7 protein-coding genes are annotated in these 7,903 nt (G+C 57.1%); 5 read left to right on the top strand and 2 right to left on the bottom strand.

Annotated elements, in window-relative coordinates:
- Nucleotides 1-722: efflux RND transporter permease subunit (locus tag VN622_14155; protein ID HWR37001.1), on the bottom strand; the 722-nt coding region annotated here is incomplete at its 3' end.
- 100 nt (nt 723-822) lie between these two features.
- On the opposite strand from VN622_14155, the gene VN622_14150 reads away from it, so the two are divergent.
- On the top strand, nt 823-1,437 hold the full coding sequence (locus VN622_14150) for a TetR/AcrR family transcriptional regulator (GenBank protein HWR37000.1): 615 nt from the start codon (nt 823-825) through the stop codon (nt 1,435-1,437).
- Here VN622_14150 and VN622_14145 read toward each other — a convergent pair.
- The gene (locus VN622_14145; GenBank protein HWR36999.1) at nt 1,342-2,022 is read right to left on the bottom strand and encodes a hypothetical protein; all 681 of its coding nucleotides are present in this window, start codon (nt 2,020-2,022) and stop codon (nt 1,342-1,344) included. The genes VN622_14150 and VN622_14145 overlap by 96 nt on opposite strands.
- Nucleotides 2,023-2,744: 722 nt before the next feature.
- Here VN622_14145 and VN622_14140 point away from each other — a divergent pair.
- The 4 genes from VN622_14140 to VN622_14125 all read left to right on the top strand — a co-directional run bounded on the left by VN622_14140 (nt 2,745) and on the right by VN622_14125 (nt 7,581).
- Nucleotides 2,745-3,719, top strand: a complete 975-nt coding sequence (locus VN622_14140) for an IS1595 family transposase (protein HWR36998.1) — start codon at nt 2,745-2,747, stop codon at nt 3,717-3,719.
- A gap of 106 nt (nt 3,720-3,825) precedes the next feature.
- Nucleotides 3,826-6,246, top strand: coding sequence for an N-6 DNA methylase (locus VN622_14135; GenBank protein HWR36997.1), 2,421 nt, complete (start codon nt 3,826-3,828; stop codon nt 6,244-6,246).
- A gap of 760 nt (nt 6,247-7,006) precedes the next feature.
- Nucleotides 7,007-7,171 carry a hypothetical protein gene (locus tag VN622_14130; protein ID HWR36996.1) on the top strand — a complete coding sequence of 55 codons (165 nt, stop codon included), beginning with the start codon at nt 7,007-7,009 and terminating at the stop codon, nt 7,169-7,171.
- 50 nt (nt 7,172-7,221) lie between these two features.
- A complete protein-coding gene (locus VN622_14125; protein HWR36995.1) occupies nt 7,222-7,581 on the top strand; it encodes a hypothetical protein in 360 nt (119 codons plus the stop codon).
- Nucleotides 7,582-7,903: the final 322 nt, after the last annotated feature.

Genomic DNA, 7,903 nt, shown 5'->3' with positions numbered 1-7,903 from the left:
ATTTCGCTCACCTCCTGGGGGCTGCCGTTCATGTCCACGGCGTATTCGAAGTCCCCGATCTTGGCTGTGCCGGCGGGCAGGATGAGGTTCTGGGCGCCCACGGCGTTGACCACGTCGAGCGGGGAAAGGCCCTTCGACTGGAGGAGCGCCGGGTTGATGTCCATCATGATCTGCGGGGACTTACCGCCGAACGGAAACGGCACGGAAGCGCCGGCAACGGTGGCCAACTGCATCCGCATAGTGTTGCGGCTGATATCCCCAAGGGCCGTTTCGGAAAGGGTGGCGCTCGAAAGCGAAAGCTGGAGGATGGGGACGGTGGAGGCGTTGTACCGGATGACCAGCGGCGGGGTGGCGCCGGGGGGCATGCTCTTCAGCCCGGTCTGCGACATGGCGGTGACCGCGGCCAGTGCGGCGTTGACGTCCGCCGAGGGCTGAAAGAACATCTTGATGACCGCCATACCGTTCAGGGTCTGGGACTCGATGTGCTCGATGTCGTTCACCGCGGTGGTCATGGACCGTTCGTAGTTGGATACGATGCGGCCCTCGAACTCGCGCGCATTGAGGCCGGTGTACGTCCAATCGGCGGCTATGACGGGGATGTCGATATCGGGGAAGATGTCGGTGGGCATCCGGGAGATCGCGACCGGACTGAGGATCAGGATCAGGATGGCCAGAACGATGAAGGTATAGGGCCGCTCAAGTGCAACCCGGACAATCCACATGCGCAGGAATCCTTAATGCGACGGAGCTGACAGCACGCTTTCGCAAATACGAAACGAAGTCGTATAGTTTCGATTTAATGATACTCTACAGAGTATAGTGATGGCAAAAACCGCGCGTGAAGCGGAGGTCCGGGCCCCGGGGAGGCCGCGGGACGAAGCAGCGCGAAAACGCATCCTGGATGCGTCGCTGGCGCTGATGGAAGAGATCGGGTTTGCCAACCTGACCTGCGACGGCATAGCCGAGCGGGCCGGAGCGAGCAAGGCGACGGTGTACCGCTGGTGGCCCAACAAGGCCGCGGTGGTGATCGACGCGTTCGTGGAGGCCGTTACGCCCGACCTGCCGAATGAGGGCGCGGAATCCGTGGAAGAATTCGTACGGATGCGGCTGCGAAGCTTCGCGCGGGTGCTGGCGGGCCGCAACGGGCGGGTGCTGGCGGCGGTGGTGGCGGCATCGCAGAACGACCCGGAGGTGGCGGCAGCCTTTCTGGCCCACTGGATCAAACCGAGGCGGTCGATTTCCCGGAAGTACCTGGAGCGCTTCCAGGCGGAAGGGACGCTGGTGCAGCACGCCAACATCGACCAGATCCTGGACGTGATGTACGGGCCGCTCCAGTTCCTGCTAATGACCAGGCGGTGCCGGATCACGACCGAGTATGCGGACAGCCTCGCGTCCCTGGTCCTGCACGGGTTGTTGCCGCGGAACGGGGACGGGTAAAGCTCGCTCCGGCTCACTCTCTTCCTTCTTAATATCCGGCTTTGGCTGTGGTGCGTCCGGGGGTTCGGGCGGCTCGGGCGGGGGTGTCTCCGGGTGTTCGGAAATGGGATTGGGTTCGTTTGGTATCTCCGCGGTGCGCAGCAGGAGGAGGTTGTGAAATGCCCGCTGATAGGCGCAGTGAAGGCGGGTTTCGTAGCGGTGGAGGAGGCTGAGTTCGGGGGAGAAGGCGAGTTGGGAGAAGGCGCCGGCGATGCGGGCGACCTCGTCGGGGCCGGACTGCTCGCTGAGGCGCTGGTCGAGGAGGCTTGCCTCGATGGCCCAAGCGCGGCGCATGCGCCAGAAGGAAGTGGCCATCTCTTCAAGGAAGCCGAGCTCGATGCCGTCGGCGGGGCCGAAACGGTTGACGAGCTCGGAGTAGAGCGCCTCAAACGCCTGGGTGGACTCGTTTTCGAGAACCACGGTTTTGGCGAGCAGGCCGTGGCGCATAGCGTTGAAGGAAGAGCGGCTTTTGCCGGCCGCCGTTTTGGGACCTTTGGAGCGGGCGCCGTTGGCGCGCGCGGAAATGATGCGTCTGATGGATGCCATCCGAACCTCGTTCACACTATACCGCCGGGGGCGCGGGGAACAGGTCCGATGTGCTTTGTTTTCAATGGCTATGGCGTGTGACCGGGTATCCGCCGGGGGCACACCTATTTTGCTTCTGGATACGAGCAGCCGCGCGCATCTAAGGGAATGATGATGGGGTGTGCGGTCTGTAATGCGATGTTCATGTGAGTTCGTGAACTTCGTTCGAGAGGAAACAACAAAGCCGTGATTAAGCACTTGACGCAGGAAGTGCTCCGGAATCACAAGCCGTAGGGTACCAGGACCGGGGGTGATGTGGGGGTAGTCGGTAGTGTCTAGAGATCGTGGATTGGCGAATCGTGACCGTCAGGTAACCTTCTGTACGGTGGTGTACACTTGATTCGCTATGACTACATCTACATGCCCAAAATGCGGAGAGGTGCTTAACCGCGTCCAGGTTCAAGACATTGACGCTTACGTTTTAGGGGGGACCACCTGGCGCGCGCTCTCGTATTCTTGCCCATTCTGTGACGTGGCTATTAGCATCCAAATAGATCCGATAGCCCTAAAGAATGACCTTATTGACGAGTTGCTTCGAAGGCTGGGGCGGGCCTAAGCGCTCACCACTCAGCCCTTCTTCTTCCCGCGCTTCGCCTTCGGCCACTTTGGGCTATCTCAGCCATCGGCATCGGCCTGGCGCCCAGGAGGATCCGAAGCACGGCGACAATAATATAGTTGACAAAATGAAGTTCCTATTGATCATGGCCGCTGAACCGAACACTCTCCAAGAAGCCATCGTATACTTCGCCGATCCCGTCAACTGCCGCGAATACCTCGTCGCGCGCCGCTGGCCGAATGGCGTTGAGTGCCCGCGCTGCGGCCCCAAGAACGTTCTGTTTCTTGAGAAGTACAACCGCTGGCATTGCCGCGAGAAGCACGACGCGCCGCAGTTTACCCTGAAGACCGGAACGATCATGGAAGACTCCCCCATCGGTCTGGATAAGTGGATGATGGCGATGTGGCAAATCGTGAACTGCAAGAATGGCATCAGCAGTTACGAAGTGCATCGCGCCATCGACGTGACGCAGAAAACCGCGTGGTTCCTCGATCACCGCATCCGCTTCGCGCTGACGCAGGGGAGCTTCAACAAGTTGTCTGGACAGGTTGAAGCCGACGAGACTTTCATCGGTGGCAAGGCTCGCAACATGCATGCGGATCGGAAGGCGAGGAAAATCACTGGGACGGGCGGCAAAGATAAGACCGCCGTCATGGGCATCCTGGAACGCGGCGGCAAGATCGTTACCAAGGTCGTCCCGAATCGGAAGAAGAAGGCGCTTCAGGCTGAAGTCTGCGAACACGTTGTTGCGGGCTCCGCGATCTTCACCGACTCGCTAAAGTCGTACGAAGGCATGACCGAGTTTCAGCACGAAGTGATTGACCACGCGGTAGCCTACGTCAACGGCCAGTGCCACACGAACGGTTGCGAGAATTTCTGGAGTCTTCTCAAGCGCTCGCTGAACGGAACCTACGTCAGCGTGGAGCCCTTCCACCTGTTCCGTTACCTCGATGAGCAGACCTTCCGGCACAACAATCGCATCGGCATGAACGACGGCCAGCGGTTCGATTTGGCTGTGCGGCAGATCGTAGGGAAGCGGCTGACGTTCGATCAGTTGACCGGGAAGGTAGACATCGAAAAATCAGACATGCGCCCCTGCTGAGGCCGCGGCAGGGGCGCGGTAAGCGTAGGCCTCTGCCCATTTGATGCATAAGTAAAGTAACCCCCACTTGTGGGTCGGTGAGGTTCTTGGTAGACTCCCCAGTAAGGTGACCAGCGCAACAGAATGGGCAAACACCTTGGGCTTGGCGATTAGCCCACTGTTTGCAGCAAATTACGATGTTTCGCCTGGCAAGCACTATGCGATGCTTGATGGCCGACGTGCGTCTTTTGCCTGCTCGGTCATGGACGCCACGGTGGATATTTCCCAGGAGAATTCTCAGAACTGGCAATGGTCGGCTGACCTTGCTCATCATGTCCTGATTACGCCCGACCATGTGTTGGTTCGGTCCGGACGCGACGCGGCCGGAAGGAAATTTCGGCTCGATTCGGTAAGCAGCCGTCTTGAGCAGTTTCTTGGTTTTCTTGATGACTCACGCAGTTCTGCCCTTCCTGACGTGGTCCCGTTTTTAGTAGAGGAATTTAGGCAAATGTGGGCAATCACGGGGGAGCAAGAAGGACACCACGCCCTGACGGCTTTCCTCTTCGCGTTAAATGCAGCGGATGGGGACGCGGACCGCTTGGATGACGCCGCTTGGCGACAGACAACGATGTTAGATATTGGAATTGACCCCAGTTTGGCTCCGCTGCATTGGAGTTCCGAAATTGCAGACCGCGCGCGAGGACTTCAAGCAAGGGCACCCTTAGGCCTTCGGCTGATCCCGTCGCTTGTGTTGCGGCATGCCGCAGGACGGCTATTTCAGGAAGCGCATGCAATCTTGGAATCGGTTCAGCTCGGTTTATTTGGCGAACACGCCATTGAGACAGCACCGGGCTACTTCCCCACTGGCGCGTATTTTACCCCGGTTCGCATCGCCCGCTTGCTGGCAGATTGGTCGCTACGACAATTACCAACTCTGCCCAACGTCCTAGCAATTGCAGATTTTGCATGTGGATCGGCGATCTTTTTGACTGAGGCTCTGCGCGCGCTTGAGCGACGGGAATTCAAAGGAACAGTTCAATTGATCGGCCGTGATCGAAGCCCACAAGCCGTCACGATGGCGAAGGTTGCGGTTCGGGCTCTAGAGCGCGACATGCCTTCCATGAAGGTCACCTCCGACATCAGCCAAGCCGACGCCCTCGACGCCGACTGGCCAAAGGCGGATATTATTCTGATGAATCCACCGTTCCGATCATGGGAGCAAATGAACGAGCGCGAAAGGGGATGGGTCCATGAGACTACGAAGGGTGTGGGGCGCGGGAGGCCGGATCTGAGTGTCGGCTTTGTAGAGCGAGCGGTCGGCGCTCTACAGCCGGGAGGCGTAATGGCTACGCTGGTTCCAGCGGGAGTGCTTGCGAGTGATAGTCTGGGAAAATGGAGGGATGCCTTACTCCAAAAAGTCACTCCTAATCTAGTCGCGGTGCTCGGAGAGCACGGACTATTCCAGCACGCGCTAGTAAATGTCGGCGTACTGGCGCTGAGAAGCGGCCCTCCCTCTACGGAAAGGACGCCCCTTTATGTCGCGTGGTCGTCATCGGACGATGGAGCCGCCTCACGTGCCATACGCGGCATTCGACGATCACTTCCCGGCAGTCGTAATCATCCACAATCGACTGATGATGTCGGTGGATGGAGTGTTACCGTAACCACGATCGAGGCTTTCAAGCGGAGACCATCTTGGCTGCCGGGAACGGGAACTCTCGGATCTCTTCTCGATGAAATTCAGAGCCAGACCGATACGAACGTAGGCCAGATGTTCGATGTTCACGAAGGAATTAAGACCGGGGCCAAGCACATTTTTATCCAGCCGCAGAGTGTAGTGAGGGGCCTGCCCGAAAATGAGCACCGATACTTTAATGAAGCCGTTGAGGGGGATAATTTTTCTGACGGAGAGATCAAGCCCAACACCTGTCTCTTTGTCTCCGACGACACATGGGAAACTTGGGATGACGTGGAAAAGGCTGTTCCTGTTTTTTTTGAAAAGTACCTTAAGCATGAACAGCAGCTATTGGGTAATCGAAAGGCCGACCAAAAAGTAAAGCCCTGGCAGCTAACGCGGCGGCGCACATGGCCCGCAGGAAGGCCGCGGTTATTATCGAAGCGATTTGGCCTCTATCCGGCCTTTGCGCGGGACCCACGGGGTAAATTCGCTGTCGTACAGGCATACGCATGGGTTCCGACCGAACGATTGAAGGGCGGCCTTTCTTCAGACGAGCTACGCGAACTCTTAACTGTATACTGGTGGTACTTCAACTCGCGCGTTGCTATTGCGCTTTTACGTGAGTTTTGCCCTAACGTTGCTGGGGGGCAATTGGATCTGTCGCGGAAGTTCGTGAAACATGCTCCACTTCCTGATTTACCACGGCAACTCCGAGAGAATCCGGCACTACAGGAACTATCAACCAACATTCGGCTTAGCTCTGGAGATAAACTGCCACAACTTGGCGACCGAGATCGGTTTGCCGCTGAAGCCCTTGGAACGAATCTATCTAGCTGGAACCTGTCAGGGCTGTATAAGCAACATAGTTAGATGGAATGTAAAAGCAGCCAGTTTGCAAATCACGTTGCAGAGATATCGAAGATACTCCAAAGGGAGTGTCATATTTCAGAGGCTGGCCTAGTCGTCCATCAAGATTTTCAAATAAAGATTCGGGGCGGTCCGACGCCTCTGTTTCGTCCAGTGACGACCGAATTTGATGTCCTGGAGTACGCTTTAGAACTGCCTATCTCTACGCAAAGCCACCAGCGCAAGTACTGGGTCGGCTTGCACGAGGCGTGGAAGCCGCTCAGGAGCAAGCACAAGATTAGCTTTAGTCGGTGCTCGCTGCGCCTATATGTGAGCGCAAATCAGGAGGAGCCTGCGCATTTCCTTAGGCTCGAATGGGTCGCCCCCGAAGATGGGATTTATCAAGGAAGGCACGCCGGACATCCTCACTGGCATGTTGATCGAGTGGTTCTCGCTGGCAGCAAGGTTCTCGCACGCTCATTTGAAGATCCCCCTCCTGAATCGGGGGCACCTGCTGTAGAGGAATTTGGCCCCTTGGCGGCTTCTGAGCCTATCCAGCAGGGTTATAGCGAATTTGATTGTTCGTGGATTCAAAAGATCCACTTACCGGCTCAGGCTGGGTGGATCAAGAAATGGCGCGGCACAGAGGTTCCAGGCCCTCACCAATCCGAACCTGACAATTTTGAGGCTTTAGAAAATTGGTGGAGTGGATCGCTACGATACTTTGTACACGAATTGAGTAGCTGAGAATCTAGCCATTTTCGGCGTTATCATAGAGGCAGGGATGAAACCTTTACCCGCACCCCACGTTCCCGGCAACACCGAAGCCGAGCGCATGGACAACGCCGTCCGCAAGATGTTCACGGTCTCCAAAGACGCTGTGCTGAAGCATGAAGCGAAAGAAAAACGAGATCGTGAAAAGAAGCGCAGAGCCAAAAACCCGCACTGATTTTGCTCCGGCCTGTCACGCCAGTCCCATCCTACCGCTGGCCGGCTATTTTGCCAAGTATATTATTACCCAAATTAGGGCTTGGGGACTTTGGGGGCGACGAGGTCGAGTATCTCAACCAACAACGCGCGCTAGAGCATCGCACCGCGGTTGTAAAACTCAACGGTGTTCAGCAGGACATCGTAGAGCGCAAGAAGTACGCACTCTGCTTTTTCGTGCTTGCATGTGCATGGGTGTGCGTTATTGGAACGATCCTGCTACTGCAAGGATTTGGCTCCTTCTGGTGGGGGTGTATGCCATTTAAGCTTTCCGATTCGGTTCTCTTAACGGCGATGGGAACCACAACAGCAAACATCCTCGGAATCTTGCTGGTCGTGGCGAAATACCTGTTTAAATCCAATGGTGAGTGAGTGTGACAGCGCCCCACTTGCACACCAATCGCGAATGGTGAGATTACTTGAGCGGAGGGCGGCGGAGTCGAACCGCAATGCCGCCAAGGATCTGGCGTTCATAAGACGCGTCCAAGCACACCGGCTTGTCGCTGACCTGCTCCCCGAAAACTCTACCAGCGATAATTGAGGATTCTCCGGCGGTGACCCGCTACCGAAGTTCGTACCAATCGAACCTGGGATTCCGCAGGGCTAAGGTCCTCCGGAGCCCGGTTGACGGGCCCGAAAATCACTCCAGAGACTCAGTAGAGAGTCCCGGGTTTGCGCGATGCGTAAAAGCGCT

It is taken from the genome of Clostridia bacterium, from assembly GCA_035561135.1.
GTDB lineage: Bacteria > Acidobacteriota > Terriglobia > Terriglobales > Acidobacteriaceae > DATMYA01.
The sequence above is the reverse complement of the archived record's forward strand: the minus strand, read 5'-3'. Positions and strand labels throughout refer to the sequence as shown.